Origin of the sequence: Pedobacter sp. R-06, from assembly GCF_049913135.1 — a bacterium.
In the GTDB taxonomy this organism is placed as follows: Bacteria; Bacteroidota; Bacteroidia; order Sphingobacteriales; family Sphingobacteriaceae; genus Pedobacter.
The window spans coordinates 170,208-193,353 of record NZ_CP183977.1; the positions used below are offsets into that span (position 1 = coordinate 170,208).

Consider the following 23,146-nt stretch of genomic DNA (forward strand, 5'->3'; position numbering starts at 1 on the left):
TAGACTTTAATTTTTCATTTTAGCAAGTCCATCATGATTCAGTAGCGTAATCTTTGTTCCGTTTCTAGCAATGAGCAGCTCATCCTTAAAATCTGATAAGGTGCGGCTCACCGTTTCCGTTGCTATGCAGGCCATAGCGGCAAGGTCTTCCCTGGTGATATTGATTAAATTATCATTTACCTTTGCCTGCTCATATAGTCGGAGCAATGTACCGGCCATTTTTTTTCTCACTGAATGATAAGCCAGTTCCAACAGCTGTTCTTCTTTTGCTCTATTATCTCTGGAAAGCAAATGGATAAATTTTCTGGCTACCTCCGGATATAAATTAAGTATGGTTTCCATCTGATCTAGTGGAATTAAACACACACTACTATCTTCAAGTGCTGTGGCAGTATCTGCATAACAACTATCACTTAATACCGAATTAATCCCCAGATAGTCGCCCTGACCATAAATTCCTGTCATTAGCTCCCTGCCATCTTTTGCCAGTTTTATGGTTTTAACTCTTCCACGTGTTATCAGATAGAGCCCTTTTCCATGATCCTGCTCGTAATAAATTACCTGGTTCTTTTTGAAATCCCTGCTTTTTTTTTCTTCAATTATTTTATTGAATTCTGCAAGACCGTCTGTTTTCTCAACCAATACTTTGAATGCCTCAGCTTTGCTCCGGTGGGAAAGATCGTTTGCAGCTTTCTTTCTTAAACGGATATCAATGGCATTTAGTAATTCCATATCATCAAAGGGTTTGACCAAATAATCATCTGCGCCCAGTTCCATTCCTTTCCGAAGATCTGTATGTTCGGCCTTTGCAGTCAGAAAAATAAATGGAATTCCTGCTGTCTGCTCATGCCTGTTGAGCATGTACAACACACCATATCCATCGAGCTCTGGCATCATGATATCACAAAGGATGATATCTGGAACATGGCTGATGGCCAGTTCAACACCAAGTTTACCGTTCTCAGCCTGATATACCGTATAACGGGCCATTTCTAGAATTTCAACCAGGTTTGTACGGATCTCACCATGATCTTCAATAATCAATACTTTTTTGCTCATGGTTATTTTTTTGTGGGAAGGTCAATGTAAATAAGGTTCCCTTGTTAACTCTGCTTTTAAAACTGACATGCCCATTCATCAATCCTGTATATCTGGAAAGTATACTCAATCCAAGCCCGGTGCCCGATATATTGCCGGTATTGTGGGCACGAAAAAAAGCATCGAAGAGGTGTTTGTGATCGCTTTCAGGAATACCAATCCCATCATCACAGATTCTGATGGTACAATTATGCTCATTAATCTTGGTATAAAACTGAATCTGACTATCAGCTCCTGAATATTTAATGGCGTTGTCTATTAATATGATGATACAATTTTTTAATAGATTTTGATCGAGTGTTATCTTTTGGATAGTACCCCTGTGTTTAAAGATAATCTTTTGCTTTCCCTGTAAAACAACCTGCATCTCGCCGGTAATTTCTTCTGCCATCTCTGATAAGTTAAAGTGATTCAGGGATGGCTTGACCATACCGCTGTCTAATTTTTCCAGAGATAAAAAATCATTTAAAATCGCAGTAATATTAAGTACAGCATCCTTGATTTTACCCACATGCTTTCCGATGTTCTTTTGATCAAGTATTTCGGTATAACGTTCGATTAAGGAAGCAGATAGCTGAACGAGGCTCAGTGGCGTCCTGAACTCATGAGAAGCGATGGATACAAATCTGCTCTTCAACTGTCCAAGTTCTTTTTCCTTGTTAAGCGACAGGTTCAGGTCTACCTGAGTACGTTTCAATGCATCTACAGTCATTCTTAGCGAATGCGTTCGCTCTTCCACTTGAACCTCAAGTTGTGCCGCATAGTCTTGCAATTTTCCTTCTGCCTCTTTTTCTCTGGTCAGATCATGAATGAAACCAGCATAAATTATCCTGCCTGAATACTTAACCTCACTTACGCCCAGCCGAAATGGAAAGTAACTTCCGTTTTTCTTCATGCCTATCAGTTCTCGGCCAATCCCAATGATATTTGCTTCGCCCGTTTTTTTATAATTAAAAAGATAATGGTCATGATAAGATCTATCTGGCTCAGGCATCAGCATGGATATATTCCGTCCGATTACTTCTTCAGGATCATAATTGAAAAGACGGCATGCAGAGGGGTTTATCGATTCTACAATGCCCCGGTCATCAATAGTGATCAGTCCGTCTATTGCATTGTCAATAATTGCCCTTAGCAATACGGAATTTTCCATAATTTATTGATTAACAGCTAAATATTTTAGCTGCATTAGTAGAACGATCGCCAAAGGGGATTGTTTTGTTTTTCTTCTATCAAAGAATATCAACACCCGGAAGGTCGTCATTCAAAATGGAAAATGGTCAACCGCTAGTGATGAGCATCATCAATCAAGGTCGGGACGATCATTTCTAACCACAATAGTTAGGGTATTTTTGCTGAACATGGTATCGCATACCAATTCTGGTATTGAAAATTATACAATAAATATGAACAACAACCTGGCCGCCAATAACACATCGGTCCCGGCTTTAAGCCTTGGTGAACTTTTCAATGCCTTTGGAACAGATGGCCAACAGGGGATCAGTGATAATGAGGCTTCGTTACGTTCAGTCCAATTTGGGCTCAACATTAACATCAGCCAAAAGGTCAAAAGTATCTGGCAGATGTTTTTTGAACAGTTTAACAGTCCTATCGTTTACCTGCTGTTTGTGGCTGCATTTGCATCGCTATATTTTAAAAACCCGTTGGAAGCAATCGCCATATTTATCGTTATTTTGGTTAATGCCCTGATTGGTTTTTTTATGGAACTTCAGGCAAGGAGTTCCATGCGGGCATTGAAAGAAATGGACCTAAGTGTCTCTAAAGTCATTAGGGGCGGAAAAACCATAGATGTGCTTTCCGAACAATTGACCCCTGGAGATTTGCTGCTGCTTGATTCCGGAGACATGGTATCTGGAGATGGCCGGGTTATCGAATCAAACGGACTTCAGGTAGATGAGTCTGCATTGACGGGGGAATCATTTCCCATCCTTAAAACCAGCGATAGCCAGGGGGCAGATACTGATGCATCTGCATCAATAAACATGGTATACAAAGGCACAGCGGTGATGAACGGAAATGGCAAAGTCATTATTACAGGCATTGCCGCAAACACCGAACTGGGCAAGATCAGCGAGATGGTTGGTCGTTCAGCTGCCACCAAATCACCTTTGGATATCAAAATCGGAAATCTGACCAAAAAGTTAATTTACATCACCCTGTTCATGACGGCTTTTTTTGCACTCACCGCTTTTATTGAAGGGAAACCCTGGCTCGAGATTCTGGAAACGTCTATAGCACTTGCTGTGGCTGCCTTTCCTGAAGGCCTTCCTATTGTATCAACGGTTGCGCTCGCTTTTGGCATGCTGCGCATGGCAAAAAGAGATGCCATCGTTAAAAGACTTTCCTCGGTCGAAACGCTAGGCGGAGTGAACGTCATCCTTACAGACAAAACCGGAACCTTGACTGAAAATAAGATTTTTGTAAAAGTCCTGTCTTTTCCTGGCGAAGAAGTACATGTTTCTATGGAAAAGGGACATTTAGTGTATGATGATATGGGTATTAACAGAAGCCAGAAAAATTTTGAGCTATTGGTTAAAATCGGCACGCTTTGTAACAACGCCCCTGTCGATCAAACTGAGCCGGCTAAGGTATCTGGTGATCCTATTGAAATTGCCTTATTGCTGTTGAACAAAGCCGCGGCGTTTTCCGGGGAGGGGTCTGCAGCACATTACCAGAGAAAATCGGAGATTCCATTCAGCGCTGAAACTAAACTGATGGCAACTGCCGATCAAAATGGAAATGATTATTTCATTTCAGTGAAAGGGGCAGTTGAAGGTTTGATCTTAAAGTGTACAAAGATCCAGTCTGGAAATAGTTTAAATGAAATCACTTCCAGTGATCGGGAAAAAATACTCGCCAATGCAGAAAACCTTTCAGCAAGTGGGTTAAGGGTATTGGCTTTTGCCTTCAAAAGCCTGAATGAAATGCCTGATGGCGACTTCATAACTGAGCTAACCTATGTGGGGATGGTTGGGTTTTTGGATCCTCCGCGGAGTGATATCAAAGGCGCTATCGCAACCTGCCGCGCTGCAGGTATAAAAATCGTTATGATTACCGGAGACCATCCGTTAACAGCTTTAAGTATTGCAAAAAAGGTTGGCATTACAGAAATAGCGGATAATCAGGTCATATTGGGGAATTCCCTTCCGCAGGAAGACGCATTGGATCAGGAGTGGAGGGATCGGATTCTTTCCACTACTGTCTTTGCCAGAACTTCTCCTAAACAGAAACTCGAAATTGTGGATACCTATCAGAAGGCTGGCTTTTTGGTGGCGATGACCGGAGACGGTGTAAATGATGCGCCAGCAATAAAAAAGGCAGATATAGGGATTGCCATGGGACTACGGGGCACTCAAGTGGCAAAAGAAACTGCAAATATTGTGCTTAAGGATGACTCCTTTGTATCGATTACCCGGGCCGTTGCCAATGGAAGAGAAATCTTTCAGAATATCCAGCGCTTTGTCATCTATCTGATATCCTGTAACCTGAGCGAAATTATTATTGTAACCCTACTGGGCTTTTTGGGAACCGGTGCCATCCTCTTTCCCTTACAGATTCTGTTTTTGAATATGGTTACTGATGTTTTTCCTGCGCTTGCTCTTGGCCTGGGGAAGGGCGATAAATCCATTATGTTGAAGGCTCCGAGAGATCCTGGCCTTGAGATTATATCTAACCGTAACTGGCTGGTGATTTTGGTTTATGCAGGGCTCATGACGCTTTCGGTTATGCTTGCGATTTTTATATGCATGAGATATGTAAGTGAAAAAGTAGCGGTCATCAATAACGTAGCATTTATTACGCTGGCTGCTGCCCAATTATTTCATGTATTCAATATGTCTTCCTTGCGCTCGGGAATGACGAAAAATGAGGTGACCAAAAATAAATTCGTATGGATGGCAATCATATTCTGCTTTTCTCTTATCACCTTGGTGTATGTTTTTCCCAAAAGCCGGCAGGTGCTTAATCTCAGCATAATACCATTACAGGCATGGCTCACCGCAATTTTTGCAGGTACACTGCCGCTGATACTGGTTCAGTTTTACAAATTGATTTTAGGAAAAAAGCATCAAAAATAATCCATACAGTAATTAGTGCTTACAAATAAACCACGAACGGGCTATATCAGTTACCTGCTGAATAACATACTTACTCAGTCTTGATCTTCTATTTTAGGATCAACATCTCTATTAAACATGACCACTATCATTTCCTGGCCCAGTATAGTTGAGGATATTTGATTAAACATACCAGATTAGAATGATATAGACTTGATATGTAGTTTTTTATTCGTCTTAAGTCTTGATTTTTAATTTCAGATCTATATAAACTTAGCTAAAAACCTGTCGAATCATTATCCATGAAGCTTAAAACAATACATGTTTAAAGCTTAATCCAAAATACCATGCAAGAAATTTCAGAAATAGAAATCGATAAAATACATCAATACTGGCAAGCGGTAAATTACTTATCTGCTGGTCAGATTTATTTACAGGCCAATCCGTTATTGCGTAACCCGCTTACACCAGATGACATTAAACCCAGGTTGCTTGGCCACTGGGGCACCTCTCCCGGCTTAAACCTTATTTATGTCCACCTGAACAGATTGATAAAAGATACAAATGCGGATATTCTGTATGTGTGCGGACCTGGTCACGGTGCACCTGCCATCGTGGCCCATACCTATCTGGAAGGTACATATACCGAACTTTTTCCTGAGGTAACAATGGATGAGGAAGGTATGCTTAAACTTTTTAGGCAGTTTTCTACTCCCGGAGGAATTCCCAGTCATGTAAGTGCCCACACGCCGGGATCAATCAATGAGGGCGGCGAATTGGGCTATTCCCTGATGCATGCTTTCGGCGCTGTATTTGATAACCCAAACCTGATTGCCGCCTGCGTAATCGGAGATGGAGAGGCGGAAACAGGTCCTCTGGCAGCAAGCTGGAATTCGGTTGCTTTTTTAAATCCCGCAAGAGATGGTGCGGTGTTGCCCATACTTCACCTAAACGGATACAAAATAGCAAGTCCTACCATATTTTCCCGCATGGATGATACCGCTTTAAGTGAACTGTTCAAAGGATATGGATATGAGGTGTTTTTCGTTGAAGGGGAGCACCCGCACAATGTTCACCACCAGCTGTCTTCTACTTTGGATATTGTTTATGATAAGATCAGAAAGATCCAGTACAATGCCAGGGCTGAAGGTATAATCCACCAAAGAAAATGGCCTATGATTATTTTAAGAACGCCCAAGGGGTGGACCGGGCCCAAATCCTGGAATAATCTGCCTATCGAGGGATCGTTCCGTTCGCATCAGGTTCCGTTGGCCGGAGTTAAGGAGAACCCTGAGAAATTGCAAGCCCTTGAGGTATGGATGCGCAGCTATGAGCCTGAAAAGCTCTTTGATGAGCATGGTACGCTAAACGCTGACCTCCGCAGCCTTTCGCCCGTTGGGGATAAAAGAATGAGCGCATTACCTTATGCAAACGGGGGAATATTGTTAAAGGATCTTATTCTGCCAGACTTCAAACACTACGGGATCAAAGTAGCGCATCCGGGAACAATCCAGGCAGAAAGCACCCGGAATCTAGGTAAGTTTTTGCGTGAAATATTTACCATGAATGCAGCCAATAAGAATTTTAGATTGTTCTGTCCCGATGAAACGAACTCAAATAGATTAGAAGCTGTTTTTCAGGTTACTGACCGGTGCTTCATGGAGAAAATTATCGATACTGATGATAAATTATCTCCGGATGGCAGGGTAATGGAAGTATTGAGCGAGCACCTTTGCGAGGGCTGGCTGGAAGGTTATCTGTTAACGGGCAGGCATGGCCTGTTTCCTTGTTATGAAGCTTTCGTAACCATTGTCGATTCTATGGTTAGCCAGCATGCAAAATGGCTGAAGACCACTCAGGAAATCCCCTGGCGTAAACCAATAGCTTCGTTAAACTATCTGTTAACCTCTCATGTATGGAGGCAGGATAATAATGGTTATAGTCATCAGGGGCCAGGATTTATTGATACGGTGGTCAATAAAAAAAGCAGTGTAATCAGGATCTATTTACCACCCGATGCCAATACGCTGTTATCGGTAATGGATCATTGCCTGAGAAGTAAAAACTATGTTAATGTTGTGGTTGCAGGTAAACAGCCTGAGCTGCAGTGGTTAGGGATGGAGGAAGCTGTAGCGCATTGTGAAAAAGGGGCATCCGTTTGGGAATGGGCTGGAAATGATCTTGGCGAAGCAGAGGTGATCCTGGCATGCGCCGGAGACGTACCCACCCAGGAAACGATCGCAGCCGCCGAAATTCTCCGCACACACCTGCCTGAACTTCGGGTAAGGGTTGTTAATGTGGTTGATTTAATGGCCCTTTCTCCAAGAGCATACCATGCGCATGGATTAAGTGATGAATATTTTGAAGACCTGTTTACCGATGCTGCCCCGGTGATTTTTGCATTCCATGGTTACGTCCGTATTATTCATGATCTGGTTCATGGACGGCCCGATCCCGCACGGTTTCATGTTCGGGGCTTTATGGAGGAAGGAACAACCACCACACCATTTGATATGGTGGTATTAAATCAGATGAGCCGGTATCATTTAGCTATGGAAGCGGTTAAACGCGTTCCCCGGTTCCAGCAACAGGCTGATGAATTTATCCGTTTTTGTGAGGACAAATTAGCCAGCCATAAAGAATACATAGGTGTACATCTTGATGATATGCCAGAAATAAAAAACTGGAGATTCAACAGGCGCGGATAAAATAAACAAAATATGATGATGAGAAGGAGCAAATTTGGCCCATTAATAGTGGAAATTATAATGAAAAAGAAGAATAAAAAATTAGCGGAGGAGGTTAGACTGGCGATCACGACCGACTCCCTTATCGGTGTAGAGAAAATAGAGGTTTCGGTGGAACATGGTTTGGTGACCCTTAAAGGATCAGTGGATAGCTACGCCAAAAAACTTGCTGCAGAACATGTCGCAAAATCTGTGAAGGGGGTGAAAAATGTTATTCAGAAAATAGAAGTCAGGTTTTCATTTAAAAGCAACCTGATTGTTTACATGGGCGCAAACCTGGCCTTGGATAGTAAGCATGCTTATAAAAATGACAATGACCAACCTATGCATCTCATAGGTCCGCTGCATCCGGATTTGCACTTTGAAAGGAGTGCTAATGAAATCTGGTGAAAAGGGAAATGATAAGAGGGGACATGGAATCGGCTTGTCCCGTCGATATTTACTTTTGAAATTGGGTATATTGAACTGGATCTCCAGCCGGCATTTATTTGTAATGCTTTCCAAAGACATGATGCGCTGGCCATATCTGCCCTTGGGAAGGTATATCAAAAAAATCTTTAAAAAATGGGGAACAATTTAATGCGGACGGGTTCATTGGTTTGGTTTTTGTAGAATACTTTTAAGGAACTTATTATTTGATCCTGAATATATAAACAGGTTCTTTTTTAACAATTTCTTAATTCTCCAATAAAATAATCCACGAACAAAACGTTTTCTATGACCAGAACCGAGTACTTTGGGTACAGCCCTGATGCAGCATATCAAACCAGTGTAGCCTATTTTTCAATGGAGTTTGCCATTGATCAATCCCTTAAAATTTATAGCGGAGGCCTGGGGTTTCTCTCCGGATCCCATCTTCGGAGTGCATTCGAATTGAAACAAAATTTGTTAGGCATCGGCATGCTCTGGAAATACGGTTATTACGACCAGGTAAGGGATAAGGATAACAATATGGTTCCGGCCTTCATTCAGAAAGATTATTCGTTTCTGGAAGATACAGGGATTGTTCTCTCTGTTCCGGTACATAGTGCTACCGTTAAAGTCAAAGCATTTTTATTGCGGCCTGCCACATTTGGCACCGCACCTTTATTTTTGCTGAGTACCGATCTCCCTGAAAACGATGAAGTAAGCAGGAGCATTACTCACCGGTTATACGACCCAAACGAGGCCACCCGGATTGCGCAGTCAATCATTCTGGGGATTGGTGGCGGAATGCTGCTGGATCAGCTCAACCTGCAGCCAGATTACTATCATATGAATGAAGGGCATGCGGTGCCACTTAATTTTTATCTGTATTCAAAGTATCAAAATCTCGAAGAGATTAAAAAAAGAATGCGTTTTACAACCCATACCCCTGAGCTTGCAGGTAATGAAGAACATGATTTTTCGTTGTTAAAAGAGATGTCGTTCTTTTACCACATGCAGGAACATGAAGTTAAATTTGTGCTGGGAATGGAGGGCGAGAAGTTTAATTATACGCTGGCAGCATTGAAGTTTTCTGGCAAAGCAAACGCTGTTTCCAAACTTCATGGTGAAGTTGCCCGCGAAATGTGGGGAGGCTATGATGGCATATGTGAGATTGTTTTCATAACCAATGCACAGAATCAAAAGTACTGGCAGGATAAGGCTATCGCTCAGCGCGTAAATGACAATAATCAACAGGCGTTTTTGGACCGGAAAAAGGAATTAAAATCACGCTTGTTTCTGCAAGTGGCCGATCAGACAGGAAAGCTATTTGATGAAAATGTGCTCACCCTGGTATGGGCCAGGCGTTTTGCCGGATACAAACGGGCAGATCTGCTGATGCGCGACTGGACGCGTTTCGAGATGTTATTAAAGCATTCAAAATATCCTATACAGCTCATTTGGGCAGGAAAACCCTATCCGGAAGATAGTGGCGCAAACCAAATCTTCAATCAGATTATTGATAAAACAAAGGCGTTTCCTAATTGTGCCGTTTTGGTAGGTTATGAACTCGGTTTATCCTCACTTCTAAAAAAGGGAGCTGATGTATGGCTTAATAATCCAAAAATGTACCGTGAAGCTTCAGGAACAAGCGGCATGACAGCGGCAATGAATGGCGCTATCAACCTTTCTATTCCGGATGGATGGATTCCTGAGTTTGCGCTAAATGGAGAAAACTGTTTTCTTATTGAGCCTGCAGAAGGTTCGCTATCCGAAGAGGAAAGAGATAAAAAAGAGAATGCCAACTTAATGGATGCGCTGGAAAAAACGGTCTTGCCTACTTACTACGATAATCCGTCAAAATGGTTTAATATGGTTCAAAGCGCTATAAAAGGTGTTATCCCTGAATTCGAGTCAGCGAGAATGGCAGAAGCCTATTATAAGCAGATGTACCGTCAGGCCGATTAAAAAATTACGTTATTTTTGATTTTTCTGTGCTAAACCCTTGGTTCATGATCACCCGCAACTATTAAGGTGACTACCATCATTTCAATTGCTTTAAGCTATGCCGATCTTTGCTATCAGCGTATAGCTTAAAGCAAATAACAAATGAAATCCATTATCATCATCAACGATCATAGTCCGGAGTCTGAGCATGCTGCTATATTTGCATTCGTTCTGGCGCAACGTCTTGGGGTAAATATTATCCTGGCTAATTTGCCAGTTCTAAATCTAACCACGGATGAATATGGATGGACAGAAATGTTACCAGAGGTACAGGATGCTGTAGGGATCGATTCTAAGCTGATGAAAATTCTTTCTGAAAGAAAAATGCGCTATCCGGGATTTAAACCTGTAATTCAGGAACTGAGTTTTTCTTTTGAAACGGGAGATCTATATAGGCTGGCCAGCGAAAACGAAATCTTAATGGTTGTAAAGGGTTTGGATGAATTTCTGCCTCAGGCTTTGCTGAATGTTAATCTTGCCATTAATCATCTACTACATAAAATTCGGGTGCCGCTATTGATCATTCCTTCCTCGTGGTATGAGAACGAACTCAAACGCATGGTGTATATAACAGACCTGCGTTTCTGTGGCATCGGGACAGTAAAGTTTCTGGCAGATCTTGCCACCTGTTGGGATGCTAATCTGGTTATTGCACACGCTTCGGCCAGTGGCCTTCCGCTGATGGAGACCGATCAGGCAGAAGAGGTGTTTAATGATGAAGTCAGCCTGAATAGGTTACAAGAAACTCTTCCTAAACATGCTAAATCAAGGCGAATCCATAGATACGCTGGAAATTGTAGTGAACGAAATGAAGGCCGACCTCTTGGTTCTGGTAGACCAGCATTTTCATTTTAATTCCCTTACCCAGCAATATTTCAAAGATAATCGCGCGTTGTATAATCCTGTGCCCATGCTAATATTCCCTTCATAATTTCACCTAAATAAAACAGAAATGAACAGCATAAATAATGCCTCCCCGGCGTATATCCAATATCATGCTATCGCAAAGCATTGGGCATCAGACATCGATTTTTTTAAAATTGAAATAGTTTTCCTTCATCATCTGCTTGATGACCATTTTATACTGCTCTCCGGCCCAGTGTATATTGATGACCTAAAAGCCGTCGGTAAAAAATTCTTACAGCTTGAACAGGATAAATATAGTGCTGATACGGATCTGATTGATTATATAAAAGTACTGGAGGGACAAACAGAAAATCTTATTGACGGCCATGGAGAATTGCTTGGGATAAAGCAAAAGCAGATGGAACACACCATGCTCCACCTGAATTCAAATTATAGAAAACTTAAACAGGAACTTTTTTCTCTGGTCATTTTATTAATACAGGATAGAAAGCGGCAAGGTTTACCCAAGGCTTAAGTTCATTTTAGGTCAGCCAAAATGCTCGTCTAAATATTATACAGACGGGAGATTAACCTTGATTTCATCCACATTAAACTCGTTTACTCAGTATAAAGGTGAAACGAAGCAGAGTAGTTCTGTCCAAACAGGATCGAACTGTTAATTGCTTTATTTTAGCGAATAAGGCGTTTCTGCTTATATTTGAGATGTTCAATAGAAAATGCGCTAAAAACAAAAAGCCTTGAATTTGAGCTTCTTTCATTGAAAGAGTTCGAACTTCAAGGCTTTTTGCTGTTTCAGTAGAGTCAATCCGCGGAAGTTCGACCTTGTTCGAGCATTGTGATGCTATAGTCAATTTCGAAAAAGTCTTGAAAAACAAACTGGAAGGACAGTATCGAACAAAGAAAAAGTTACATTAATATTTTATTGCTAAGGTGTTATTGTAACCTCTTTTGGAAAAACCAATTAACATATCCGATTAATTTATTTTGTAGATTCGCAGGTCATCTTCGGTCCATGTCAGCAAACCTTCCATATAATGATCAGCAACTTGTCCTACATCTAAAGCAGGATAGTAAGGAGGCGTTTGGCGAAATCTATGGTCGGTATCAGACCTTACTGTTTTTATTTGCTGTGAAAAAGCTTCAGGATGAGGAAACAGCAAAAGATATTGTGCAGGAAGTTTTCATTTCCTTGTGGAACAACAGGGCAACAATCATTGACAGCGCACCTCTGGCACCTTACCTTTACCGGTCAGTATTAAATAAGGTGCTTAATATTTTTCGCAGTAAAGGGGTAACCGAAGAATACATTGCCTCCCTGCAATATACCCTTAATGATTTTTCAGAAGGTTCTGCTGATTATCTGATCCGCGAAAAGGATATAAGTGCAATGATCGAACTGGAAATCGCAAATTTACCTGGTAGAATGCGGGAAGTTTTCGATTTAAGACGGAAAGAATATTTAAGTAATAAAGAAATTGCCCTAAAACTTAACCTATCCGAGCATACCGTCGCAACGCAGATGAAAAATGCGTTAAAAATTCTTAGAAAGAGGCTCGGTTCAGCGATTTTTTCAGTTTATTTCATCAATCTTTAATTTTTTTTTCTCTTCTATACCCGATTGGCCAGAGTAAGGTGTAATGTAGGTATAGAACAGATGTAAAATGCAAAAAAGCGAAGCTGAAAAATTATTTGATAAGTTTAAAAACGGAACTTGTAACGCAGCCGAAATGGAAGCCGTTCGCTATTGGCTTTACTACTACCGCTCGGAAACTGATGCAAAATATTCTTCAGCGGAACTTGAAGATATTTCAGAAGAGATATGGAGTAAGGTAGAGCCGGCCTTACCTGAACGCAAACCTCGGGTTATCGCGCTGAAAGCTAAAATTGCTGCTGCGGCCGCAATCGTACTGTTGGCGTTGGGCGGACTCTATTTTATGCAGAACAAGGCACCCCTTTCCGGTCAGGTAGAAAGCGTATACAAAAATGATATAGACCCTGGCGGGGATAGGGCCTATTTGATACTCTCTGACGGGAAAAAAGTTAGTCTGGATCATTTACAACAAGGGGAGATTGCCCAACCGGGTGTTAAAATATCAAGATCAGCTGATGGTATGGTGATTTACAAAACTTCTGCTGACCAGGCGGCAACCGACGAAAACAACACGCTTGAAACACCTAATGGTGGCAGATTTTCGATCATCCTTCCTGATGGGACAAAAGCCTGGCTCAATGCAGCATCCACCTTAACCTATCCGCTCTCTTTCAAAAATAAAAAAGAACGCATAGTGACGTTATCCGGAGAGGGGTATTTTGAAGTGGCCCACGATAAATCGCATCCGTTTATGGTTCGTTCCCAAAGACAGACGGTACAGGTATTGGGAACGCATTTTAATATACAAGCCTATTCTAATGAAAAAAAGATCAGGACAACGCTATTATCGGGTTCTGTACGCATATCGGGCAGTATGCAGGGCTCAAAAACACTTAAGCCTGGAGAACAGGCAGATTTCACTACAAATGGAGTTACGGTTTCACAGGCAGATACAGAGCAGGCAAATGCCTGGATAAATGATGATTTTGTATTTAATGGGGAAGACCTTCATACGGTAATGAGACAGGTTGCAAGATGGTACGATGTAGACGTAGTTTATGATGGGGAACAGGATAATGCAGCATTCTACAGTACCATTTCAAGAAAGAAAAAGCTTTCTGAGATATTGAAAGCGCTGACAATGAATCAGGGGGTTCACTTTAAACTGGAAGGAAGGAGGGTAACTGTTATGCCTTAATCCGGAAAATTCCTGAACTGGTAAAAAAGCGGGAGCGTTGGAGGCGCCCCCGGTTGAAGGCCGGTACAGATGAGTAATTGTTCTAACACTATTATCAACTAAAACCAACCAAACAAATGTATAAAAAATACCATGGAAATGGATATGATCCAACTAATCATGTCCATAAGTCAGGTTCTCTTATTGGGAAGATCCGTCAGGGTGCACGGATAGCTCCTAAATATTTTTCGCCCGGGCTATATTGTTTACTTTTCTTTTTTCTGCTGTTTCCGGCACGGTCTTTTGCTCAGAACGAGCGCATAAGCTTATCAAAAAAAGATGCTCCCTTGAGCGAGGTGCTAAGGGATATCCGCAAGCAGTCAGGTGTTGATTTTGTAATCAACCGTGAGCAGATAGGCCGGTCGAAACGGGTAACCATCCAGGTTAAGGATGCCGCTTTAAAAGCAGTTCTGGATGAATGCTTTCGCGGTCAGCCTTTCGACTATACCATAGAAAACAGGATCATCGTCGTAGTTAACCGGGTTAAAGTAGAAAACAAAGCTTTTTTGATCAACCTTAAAATCCGGGTACAGGATCAAAAAGGAGGGGTGTTGCCCAGTGCCAGTGTAACCTCAAAAGAGGCAGGTTTGAAAGGCTTCACTGATACAAACGGTGAGTATGTATTTTCGCGGATTCCTCGGGACGCGAATATTGTGGTTTCTTATATCGGTTACAGATCGGATACGCTGACCGTTAAATCGGCATCTGAAATTTTAGTAATCCTGAATCAGCAAATCAATACCATCGATGAAGTCTCTGTTGTTTCCACAGGTTATCAAACCCTTTCCCGCGAGCGGGCAACGGGATCTTTTGGGAAACCGGATATGCAGATTTATCAGAACAGGGTGGCTACGCAAGACCTGGTTTCCAGGTTGGATGGACTGGTTGCCGGGGTAACGGTAATTGCCGGGCCGAAAGGACTTATAGGAAACAGGCAGTTTGGCGGTGGAAATACGCAACAAAGTATCATCAGGGGTAGATCGACTATTCAGGCAAATAGAGATCCGCTTTACGTCGTAAACGGTGTTCCTGTAACGGACTTGTCAGTAATCAATCCTGATGATGTTCAGGATATTTCGGTATTGAAAGATGCCTCTGCGGCCTCTATTTGGGGCGTAAAGGCTTCTAACGGTGTAATTGTGATCACAACAAAGAAGGGTTCTGCAGGAAAACCCTTAAAGATCAGCTATTCAGGAAATATCTCGCTCTTCGGTAAACCAGATCTGGATTATATTCCAATGATGAACAGTGCGCAATACATACAAACGGCGAGGGAGCTGTTCAATCCCGCTGCTTACCCATATGCATCTATTGGCACCTCGGTGATTGCGCCACACGAACAAATTCTCTACAACCAGAACCGGGGCCTGATCAGTGCAGCTCAGGCGCAGCGTAGTCTGGACAGTCTGAGCAATATCGATAACAGGGACCAGATCAGAGATTTGTTGTTTAGAAATGCCTTCACCACTAACCATACGCTTTCTGCCTCAGGCGGATCATCAGCTTACAACTTCTATGCCTCTGGTTCTTACACCAATACCACCAGTAGCCATCCCGGAGATCAGAATGGCGTATATCGTTTAAATATCAACCAGACTTTTATGCCGATCAGCAGGCTTCGCATCAGTCTGAATGCCGCATTGAACAATACCATAACCGATAGCGACAGAAGTATTGTAATCGGCAGCAATTTTATTCCTTATCAGCTCTTTCAGGATAATGCAGGCAATAACCTGCAAATGAATTATGTTCAGGGGCTTTCCCCGGAGGTAAGAAGAGATTACCAAAACCGAAGCCGGATCAATCTGGATTATTCACCACTGGACGAAGCCAGTATGGGATTTACAAAAGGAAATGCACTCTCGGTGAACCTAACCGGGAATGTGAACTTAAAAATATGGAGAGGATTAAGCTTTGATGGTACGTACAGTTATCAGAAAGCACCCTCTACCAGCCAGCTTTATAATGATAGCAAAACTTACGACCTACGAAGGGAGCTGCTGGGCTTCACTGTGGCACGGACTGCTAATGATGTTCCCGTTTACTATTTGCCTACCTCGGGAGGGACTTATAAAACGGTGAATATTGATCAGCGAAATTATACACTGCGAAACCAGCTGATTTACAATATGGGGCTCAGGGACGGGCGGGATAGGATCAATGTTCAGATTGGTCACGAAGCGCTTGAACAGCTTGCAACCAACAGAACGACCATTGCCAGGGGTTATGATCTTGATCTGTTGACTTCTGCAAGCCTTAATTATCTGGCCCTGAGCCAGGGAATCTTTGGAGCAGTGTCATCCTTTAGAAGTACTTTTAACGAAAAGCCATTTGAGACTTTTGAACAACTTAACCGGAATGAATCTTTTTTCGGATTGTTCAATTACACCCTGAATGAAAAGTACATGCTTGATGCCAGTGTAAGGAGGGATTATAGCAATCTGTTTGGATCAGAAAAGGGAAAGCAACGTAAACCGACTTTCAGCGTGGGTACGAAATGGCTGATAAGTAAGGAAAACTTCCTGGAGAAAAGTACATGGATCAATAATCTGGCGCTTCGTACCACCTATGGCGTCACCGGTAATTCGCCGTTCATCGGTGCAGGTTCATCAAGGGACGTGATCCAGATTGGCCGGAACAATGTAACCGGTGATTATTACTCGCTCGCAGGCCTTGCCAATAATCAGCTTACCTTTGAAAAAACTGCGACGTTTAATATTGGGATTGATTTTAGTATCCTGCAGAACTCCATCAGCGGAAGTATTGACCTGTATAACAAGAAGACCACTGATATGCTAGGGCAGGTAGATCTGAATCCGCTTAACGGTGCATCTATTATTCGGGGTAATCTTGGAAACATGACCAACCGTGGATTGGAAGTCACCTTGAATTCGAGGAATATGCAGCTTAAAGATTTTAGCTGGACAACAGGGCTAACCTTTAGTCTGAACAGAAATCGCCTGTTGAATTATTCGACTCCCCAGCCCACTCAGCTGACAACCAATGACAGAATAAATAGTAATTATGTGGTTGGCTATGGTATACAGCCCTTGTTTGCCTATCAGTTTGCAGGATTAGATGCCCTTGGCGATCCACAGATCCGTCTCGCAAATGGAACCATTACCAAAGATCCAGAAGTCGCTACGGCCGAAGATCTGATATATATGGGTACCACTATTCCAAAATTTAACGGCGGGTTGAGTAATACTTTCCGATACAAGAACCTTTCGCTTACTGCAAACGTGATTTATAATCTTGGCAATGTGATGAGAAAGGACGTTAACCGTTATTATTACGGACGGATTGAATATGGCACGGGCAGTTTTGGAGGTAACCTGAGCCCGGAGTTTCTGGACAGATGGAAAAAACCGGGGGATGAGCTCATCACTAATATCCCATCTTACGTGGCCAGTGCCGGAGTGAATGTAAGCCGGAGAAATATTGATTATTATACTTATGCTGATATCAATGTGGTGAGCGCCTCCTATATTAAACTCAGGGACATTACGCTGAATTACATCGTAGGGCCAAAGTTATTGAACCGCCTGCACGTGGAGTCTTTATCGCTTTTTGCACAAACAGGGAACTTTATGATCTGGAAAGCAAATGATTTTGGTATAGATCCCGAGTTCCAGACTTTCAATCAGGGAGGGCGGAATATGCCTGCCTTTAAGCACAGTTTCAGTTTCGGTGCAAACCTTACCTTTTAATCTTATGATGATGAAAATATATCAATATTTATCTGTCCTGCTGCTGCTGGTGTTTGTAGCAGGGTGTAAAAAATCCTTCCTTGAAGTAGTGCCTAAAGGACAGTTAGTTGCCAGGATAACGGACGACTATGATAAGATCATGAACGCTCCTGATCTTTATCTCTACTCTTTTGCCGGTGGCTGGCAATCGATGGTGCTCATGGGAGACGACGTCGCTGCAGAAGGCAGTTACTTCTCATCAGCGTCACCGATGAGCCAGAATGCATTCAATTATAAGGCGGATATATTCAGGGCTCAGGATAATACCTTTGATTTCAAGCTTTACACAAGTAACCTGTATACGGTAAACAAGGTAATTAACGAGATCGATGAATCTACGGGAGGGAGCGCCGCACAGAAGACTGCATTGAAAGCCGAAGCGCTGGCTAACCGGGCATGGATATATTTCCAGCTCATAAACATTTATGCCAGGCCTTACAATACTGCAACGGCATCGCAGGATTTGGGGTTTCCAATTATCAGGGATGCGGATATCAATTTGAGTGGACATGTCAGAAATAGTGTGGCCGAAGTATATGGTTTTATCATTCAGGATTTCAAAGACGCTATCAGTACCCTGCCGCTGAATAATAAGTTTGCCCAGCGTTTTTCAAAGCCCGCCGCGGAAGGGATGCTGGCGAAGGTTTATCTCTACATGGGCAGAAATGCGGAGGCCCTGGCCATGTTTAATGCCGCATTAACGGATGCTGCCGCCCAGGCCGTGCCTGCTAAGCTCTACGATTACAATGTGGAATTTGCTTCAGGAGGGAAGTTTGATCCAATTGGTTACAACGGCCCGAATAATTCGCCGGGGATAAACTATGACGACGTAACCGAATCAGTGCTGGCGAAAACATTTTATAATGGGCCGTACAGTGGAAATGAGTTTGGGAATGACTTTCTTGTACTCTCTCCGAAGGCACAGGCGCTGTTTGCCCCGGGTGATTTGAGGCTGAATTTTTATGGCGCTTTTTTTCCGTATTCTACACCTAACCCTTCGGGCAGGCTATCAAAATATTCAGTTAATTATTCAAAGTTTGGATTACAGTTGGCCGAATTATACCTGCTGAGGGCAGAAGCAAATGCGAGGTTAAATAACCTTGCAGCCGCAGTTGCCGATCTGGAGCTGCTGCGCAGAAACCGTATGCCTGTAAATGTTGCCAGTGTTCCCGCTCAGGCTGCTTCCAGTAAAGAGTCACTGATCAGATTTATCTTTCAGGAGCGTACCAGGGAATTCGCAATGGAAGGATACCGATGGTTTGATATGCGACGCTGCTCAATCGATCCGATTTTCTCGGGCGAGACATTCTCTCATATCATTTATAACGATGAGACTTCTACCAATATTACCAGTTTTAATCTGCCTCAGGACAGGCTTACGCTTCGGCTCCCGCCAATCGTAATGAATGCCAATCCGGGCTTTACCAATAACCCTTAAATAATGATCATGAATATTTTAAAAATCAATAAACGCTTAACGATTACCTCAAGTTTGCTTCTGTTTTCAGTAGTTTCCTTTTCACAGAACAAATTCACCATCAAAGGGCAGCTTTCGCCGGAGATTAATGGGAAAAAAGTCTTGCTATCCTATAAGAACAATGGCGTGAGTGTAGAAGATTCCACCAAAGCTGAAATGGGTAAATTTACTTTCAAGGGGCTGATCGGAGATCCGGCCTATGCGCGGATCAGTGTAGATCCACCTGCCATAACTACCATGCAAAATGTGAAGAGTCTTGACGTTCGCGACTTTTTTATCGATGCCGGCGAGATCCTGATCACGGGATCTGCGGGCGCAAAAACAGCTGTCATCAAAGGCGGAAAAACACAGGCCGATTATCAGAGAAGGTTTGAGCTTTACAAGCCGGTGCAGGCCCGTGTTGATTCCCTGAATACATTGATCGCCGGTTATAAGGAAAAAGGGGATAATAAAGCAATGGATGCTGCCAGACTGGAGATGAATGCAGAATTCGCCAAAACAGGGAAAATTGACAGCAATTTCATTAAGGATAACCCTAACAGCTTTCTCTCCCTTGACATCTGGAGAACAAAACATCGGGGAACCCTTCGTTCAAACTTTGAGCCAGAGTTCAAAAGGTTCAGTCCGGAGGTTAGAAATACCTTTGCCGGAAGAGAGATCCAGGCTAAGTTCGATTTGGCAAAAAAACTGGCACCCGGACAACCTGCACCTGAATTCAAACTTAAGGACACGGCAGGCAAAGAAATTTCGCTTTCCTCACTTCGGGGAAAGAATGTATTCGTTTGTTTCTATACGCCTGATTTTATGAATTATGATGCTTTTACTTTCAACCTTGGGCGGATTAACAGGGCTTTGAAGGATAAAAATACGGTGATGATAACCGTTTATTATAGTTATGCCGACAGGCCGGATTCATACTGGATGGAAACAATAAAAAGATCGAACTTTAACTGGATAAACCTGAGTGATATTGGTGGTGTGAACAATGCAGGAAGTGTGAGTCCAACGGCAAAAGCTTATGGCTTGACATACTATACCTTGCCTAATGCACTCCTTATTGGTGAGGACGGTAAGATACTGGCGAGCCAGCTTAAATTAAACGATACCGGTCTTGGTCAGGAACTTGCACAATTAATCAAATAAAGATGAGAAAAATAGCAGTATTGATATTCGTGATTACCGTTACAGCGATCGGTAGCATTAGCGCACAAGGATTAACAAGGGAATACCTGGATGTGGGCGACACGATTAATGTTTATCCCAAGGTAGAGTGGATTAAAGGAAATGCAACGGGTAAGTTCGACAGCTCAAAAGTTTATATTGTTGATCTATGGGCCACATGGTGTAAGCCCTGCATTGCTGCCATGCCTCATTTTAATGCGATGGCATCGAAGTTTAAAAACCGCGGGGTAGTTTTTATAGCACAGGATGTGATGGAAGATGACAGGCAAAAAGTATTGGATTTCTTAAAAGCCAATGACAAAATGATGGGTTTTGATGTTGCTTATGGTGGCGGAAAGGGGAGCGATTTTGAACGGGAATGGATCAAACCGGCAGGGGTGAGCGCGATACCCCAAACCTTTGTTATAAAGGGAAACAAACTCCTTTGGCAAACCTCTCCTGATATGATCAACGAAGCCGTTATTGAAATGCTGATCAAGGGCGATTTCAGTATCGAAAAAGCAAAAAAATCAATTACAAACTAAAAAATATTACCTGATTTTGCTACTGGTAACCGTTCTGGTTGCCAGTAGCATTTTCTGGTTTGGTTGGAAAAACGGGATCATAATAAAACTTTTAAGTTACTCGTTGTGGTTTATCCTTCGTTTCTGAATTTCAATACTAGAATGAGTTTACACTTTTACATTGGACCTTTGCGGACTTTTATCCCATCGTTGTAAACAGATTTTATTGAACGCGTATTTTTAATATCTGAAATTGGGTTTCTGTCTAAGAATATAAAATTTGCTTTTTTGCTTTTGCATAGTTCCCGGTAGTGCATCAATCTTCAAGAGAATTGCACCTTGTTGTGTTGCGGACCTAATAGCTGTATATTTCATTAAAAGTAACCCTTCCATTTTAATGCAAAGCGGCCACTAAATGGGTTGCCGGGTAAATACAATATTGTTCCTTCCCATCGCTGGCGCACGCGTGCCGCGTGTGCATGTTTGCTAGAGCGGAAATACGAGGGTAGTTAAAAATCCCTTTAAACAAGAAAAGAAATGTATCAATACAGCCCCTGCACTTAGATATCATAAAAAGATATAAATTTTGAACTTTAATGTCAAAAAGTTACTTTAGAGCGCATTACGAATTCTTTTGTTCCTGAAGACTTAAACCAAATAAATGATTAATGTACATTTCGAATGTGAAATTTTAAGAGCTAGCAGGAATAGGCTGTTGCGATTAATCGAAACAAGTAATAACGAAATATTATTTAAAATTCCAGCGGGTTTTAACAATAATATAATCTGGCAAATAGGACATTGCATCACTTCTCAACAGCGGCATATGTATATGCGTAGTGGATTACCAATGTATATATCTAAACAATTTATGGAGTCCTTCAAAATTGGATCCTCTCCTCGTTCCTGGGAAATTAATCCAGATGTTAATGAGGTGAAACATTTATTGATTGATACCGTTAACCACCTTGAATCAGATCTGGAATCCAGCTTATTTGTCAACTATGAGCCCTTTGACTTACCTATCGGATTTCGGGTAAAAAATCATGTGGAAGCCCTGCAAGCTGCTAACTATCACGAAGCGGAGCATAGTGGGCAGATTTTGACTTATTTAAAGCTGCTTGTCAAAGAATGAAGTACATTACCTCAAACTACGACAAAAAGTAGAAATATAGCTTTTTTAGATCACGATGTGAACGTTTGAAACCCATTCGTTTTATCGCAACCGCGTTATACAAAATCCTTATGGTTATTTATATTCACAAAATATTTACCAAGCTTTTCGCCTTAATGAAAAAACTGTTAACATTGATTGCCCTGTTTATCCTGGCGCAAAACGCAATAGCACAAAAAAATGCACTGAGAAAGATTGCTGATAGCATTAATGCAGAGGGGGAAGCGCTTTATCGTTCTGAATGGGCTTCAGGTTATAGCACACAGATTTTCAGCTCCGGTTATGGCGGGAAGAAGCAATTATCCGGGGGATATTTTTCTTATGAGACGGGAAAAGAAATGACCACGATCTTTTTTTCTAAAAATAACGATCCGGTAGTGTTAGCTACAGTTAAGTTCGGCCATAAGTTAGACTCATCTAAATATAGTATAGACACCACGACAAGAAAATTCACCGGAGTTGAAAAAGACTTGTATGCCATCCGGTCAAAAGCTGCACAGGCTGTTTTAAACGACACGCTTTTTAAAATTTATGAAAATACCAGTCTAAATCTTGTCCCGATCATAAAAAATGGAGCAAAAAAAGTATATGTCATCACTGCGCAAACAGCACCGGATGAAGTGTTATTAGGAAATGATTACCTGATTAATTTTGACAAAGACAATAATATCATTAAAAAGACAAAGCTTCATAACAATCTTATTCCCCTGGGAACCGGTGGTATAGACACGATAGAAGCATCCTCACATCAACACTTAGGTGAAACAAGTCCTTATATTACCGCGACAGATGTTTGTGCATTTAGATTATGGAAGGGAAAGACCACCTGGGTGATCAGCTTCATTGTTTCGGCCGGATATGTATCTGCATGGCACTTTCGCGATGAATTTTTAGAAATTCTAACCCAGGCCGAATTCGAAAAAATAATGAAAAACAAATAGCATAAGGTATTTACGCCTTCATTATGGTCATAGCATCTCACTAAGGCCCTTGCAAAATCACTTTAGAACAAAAAAGCCCATCTTTCGATGAG

General features: G+C 42.0%; 16 protein-coding genes. 14 read left to right on the forward strand and 2 right to left on the reverse strand.

Going from position 1 to position 23,146, the window contains the following annotated elements:
- Positions 1–6: 6 nt before the first annotated feature.
- Positions 7–1,059 (reverse strand): response regulator, encoded by a 1,053-nt coding sequence (locus tag ACN9MR_RS00785; protein WP_426327741.1) that lies wholly within the window; start codon positions 1,057–1,059, stop codon positions 7–9.
- Positions 1,034–2,251, reverse strand: coding sequence for a PAS domain-containing sensor histidine kinase (locus tag ACN9MR_RS00790; protein WP_426327742.1), 1,218 nt, complete (start codon positions 2,249–2,251; stop codon positions 1,034–1,036). Before ACN9MR_RS00790 ends, ACN9MR_RS00785 begins: the two co-directional genes overlap by 26 nt.
- A 253-nt stretch (positions 2,252–2,504) precedes the next feature.
- Here ACN9MR_RS00790 and ACN9MR_RS00795 point away from each other — a divergent pair, with 253 nt between their 5' ends.
- The 14 genes from ACN9MR_RS00795 (at position 2,505) to ACN9MR_RS00860 (ending at position 23,054) form a co-directional block, all read left to right on the forward strand.
- Complete coding sequence (locus ACN9MR_RS00795; RefSeq protein WP_426327743.1) at positions 2,505–5,195, forward strand: cation-translocating P-type ATPase; 2,691 nt, start codon at positions 2,505–2,507, stop codon at positions 5,193–5,195.
- Positions 5,196–5,521: 326 nt separating this feature from the next.
- Positions 5,522–7,882 carry a phosphoketolase family protein gene (locus ACN9MR_RS00800; RefSeq protein WP_426327744.1) on the forward strand — a complete coding sequence of 787 codons (2,361 nt, stop codon included), beginning with the start codon at positions 5,522–5,524 and terminating at the stop codon, positions 7,880–7,882.
- Positions 7,883–7,942: 60 nt separating this feature from the next.
- Positions 7,943–8,311, forward strand: coding sequence for a BON domain-containing protein (locus tag ACN9MR_RS00805; protein ID WP_426327745.1), 369 nt, complete (start codon positions 7,943–7,945; stop codon positions 8,309–8,311).
- Between the two features lie 327 nt (positions 8,312–8,638).
- Positions 8,639–10,294, forward strand: coding sequence for an alpha-glucan family phosphorylase (gene glgP, locus ACN9MR_RS00810; protein WP_426327746.1), 1,656 nt, complete (start codon positions 8,639–8,641; stop codon positions 10,292–10,294).
- A 141-nt stretch (positions 10,295–10,435) separates the two neighbouring features.
- Positions 10,436–11,188, forward strand: coding sequence for a hypothetical protein (locus tag ACN9MR_RS00815; RefSeq protein WP_426327747.1), 753 nt, complete (start codon positions 10,436–10,438; stop codon positions 11,186–11,188).
- A 97-nt stretch (positions 11,189–11,285) separates the two neighbouring features.
- Complete coding sequence (locus tag ACN9MR_RS00820; protein WP_426327748.1) at positions 11,286–11,714, forward strand: hypothetical protein; 429 nt, start codon at positions 11,286–11,288, stop codon at positions 11,712–11,714.
- Positions 11,715–12,212: 498 nt separating this feature from the next.
- Complete coding sequence (locus ACN9MR_RS00825) at positions 12,213–12,794, forward strand: RNA polymerase sigma-70 factor (RefSeq protein WP_426327750.1); 582 nt, start codon at positions 12,213–12,215, stop codon at positions 12,792–12,794.
- A gap of 67 nt (positions 12,795–12,861) precedes the next feature.
- Complete coding sequence (locus ACN9MR_RS00830; protein WP_426327751.1) at positions 12,862–13,989, forward strand: FecR family protein; 1,128 nt, start codon at positions 12,862–12,864, stop codon at positions 13,987–13,989.
- Positions 13,990–14,105: 116 nt separating this feature from the next.
- On the forward strand, positions 14,106–17,738 hold the full coding sequence (locus ACN9MR_RS00835) for a SusC/RagA family TonB-linked outer membrane protein (RefSeq protein ID WP_426327752.1): 3,633 nt from the start codon (positions 14,106–14,108) through the stop codon (positions 17,736–17,738).
- Positions 17,739–17,742: 4 nt separating this feature from the next.
- Positions 17,743–19,215: a RagB/SusD family nutrient uptake outer membrane protein gene (locus tag ACN9MR_RS00840; protein WP_426327753.1), complete on the forward strand. Its 1,473-nt coding sequence runs from the start codon at positions 17,743–17,745 to the stop codon at positions 19,213–19,215.
- Between the two features lie 9 nt (positions 19,216–19,224).
- Positions 19,225–20,397, forward strand: coding sequence for a DUF4369 domain-containing protein (locus ACN9MR_RS00845; protein ID WP_426327754.1), 1,173 nt, complete (start codon positions 19,225–19,227; stop codon positions 20,395–20,397).
- 2 nt (positions 20,398–20,399) lie between these two features.
- Positions 20,400–20,960 (forward strand): TlpA disulfide reductase family protein, encoded by a 561-nt coding sequence (locus ACN9MR_RS00850; protein ID WP_426327755.1) that lies wholly within the window; start codon positions 20,400–20,402, stop codon positions 20,958–20,960.
- Between the two features lie 640 nt (positions 20,961–21,600).
- Entirely contained in the window at positions 21,601–22,074 is a 474-nt protein-coding gene (locus ACN9MR_RS00855) for a DinB family protein (RefSeq protein ID WP_426327756.1), read from the forward strand.
- A 155-nt stretch (positions 22,075–22,229) separates the two neighbouring features.
- The gene (locus tag ACN9MR_RS00860) at positions 22,230–23,054 is read left to right on the forward strand and encodes a hypothetical protein (RefSeq protein WP_426327757.1); all 825 of its coding nucleotides are present in this window, start codon (positions 22,230–22,232) and stop codon (positions 23,052–23,054) included.
- Positions 23,055–23,146: the final 92 nt, after the last annotated feature.